We start from the raw sequence: 1,119 nt of genomic DNA, 5'->3' as shown, positions 1-1,119 counted from the left end.
CGTCATCCAGTACGTAACCTTATCACGATAACGCTCAAAGACTACCTTGGCATAATTTACGAACAAATCAATCACCCGGCGATCTGACCAACCGCCATACTCAGTGACCAAATGATACGGCATTTCAAAGTGGTTCAATGTTACGACTGGTTCAATGCCATGCTTATGCATCTCGTCAAACAAATCATCATAGAATTGCAACCCTTCCTCGTTGGGTGCTGCATCATCACCATTTGGGAAAATACGTGTCCAGGCAATCGATGTTCGGAAGGCCTTAAACCCCATTTCACCCATTAACGCCAGATCTTCTTTATAGGTATGGTAGAAATCAATACCATGATGATTTGGATAATTCAATCCATCTACTACGCCGTTCGTAATCTGTCGTGGCTCAGTATGACTACCTGCTGTCAAAATATCAGCGATAGATACGCCCTTGCCACCTGCTTGCCAGGCCCCTTCTGCTTGGTGGGCAGCAATTGCACCACCCCAAAGAAAGTCGTCTTGTAACTTAATTCCCATGTCATGTCCCCCGATACGTATGACTGCATTTGCTATACCTCTATTGTAAGCGCTTTCCGGATTGAAAGGGGGCGTTTTTTGACTTTAATTATCGCTTTTTTTGCGAAATCAAAAAACGACCGACATTTAGCAGCGTCGATCGTTTTCAGCAAATACTTTAGTTTTCAGTCGTTACGGCCTGTTGCAGGATGGCCGGCCAGTCAAGACGTAATTTAGCACCGGATGCCTTGGCATGGCCACCACCATTAAAGGCGGCCGCCACAAGCGATACATCAACATCCTTATCCTTAGCAACACGGAATGATAATGCACCATTATTAATCACTAAGCCGAAATCAACGTCTTGTAATGATGTCAATGCATTACCAATTTCAGACATTTGCTTTGACGCTGTCACATACGCATAGTGGTAGGTAGTGTCGCCAATCGTCAAATCACCAAACTCCGCAGCTTCCGCTTTTTTCAAGACATAGGCTGCATTAGCTGCCATGCGGTCATCTACCAGTCCCATGATGACCGGTGAGAAAATTTTAATCAGCAGCTCACGTGGCTTCTCATCTGATGAAATCGATGCTTCCTTAGCAGCCGTAATGAGCG

General features: G+C 45.2%; 2 protein-coding genes. Both read right to left on the bottom strand.

Annotated elements, in window-relative coordinates; genetic code table 11:
- Window positions 1–522, bottom strand: a 522-nt coding sequence (locus tag WEIDD23_RS01460; RefSeq protein ID WP_156469543.1) for a family 1 glycosylhydrolase, incomplete at its 3' end; no start/stop codon positions are given.
- Window positions 523–679: 157 nt separating this feature from the next.
- Window positions 680–1,119: DHHA1 domain-containing protein (locus WEIDD23_RS01455; protein ID WP_242865367.1), on the bottom strand; the 440-nt coding region annotated here is incomplete at its 5' end.

Origin of the sequence: Weissella sp. DD23 (assembly GCF_001579105.1) — a bacterium.
GTDB lineage: Bacteria > Bacillota > Bacilli > Lactobacillales > Lactobacillaceae > Weissella > Weissella cibaria.
Note: the sequence above shows the minus strand (reverse complement) of the source record. Positions and strands in the feature narration are given on the sequence as shown.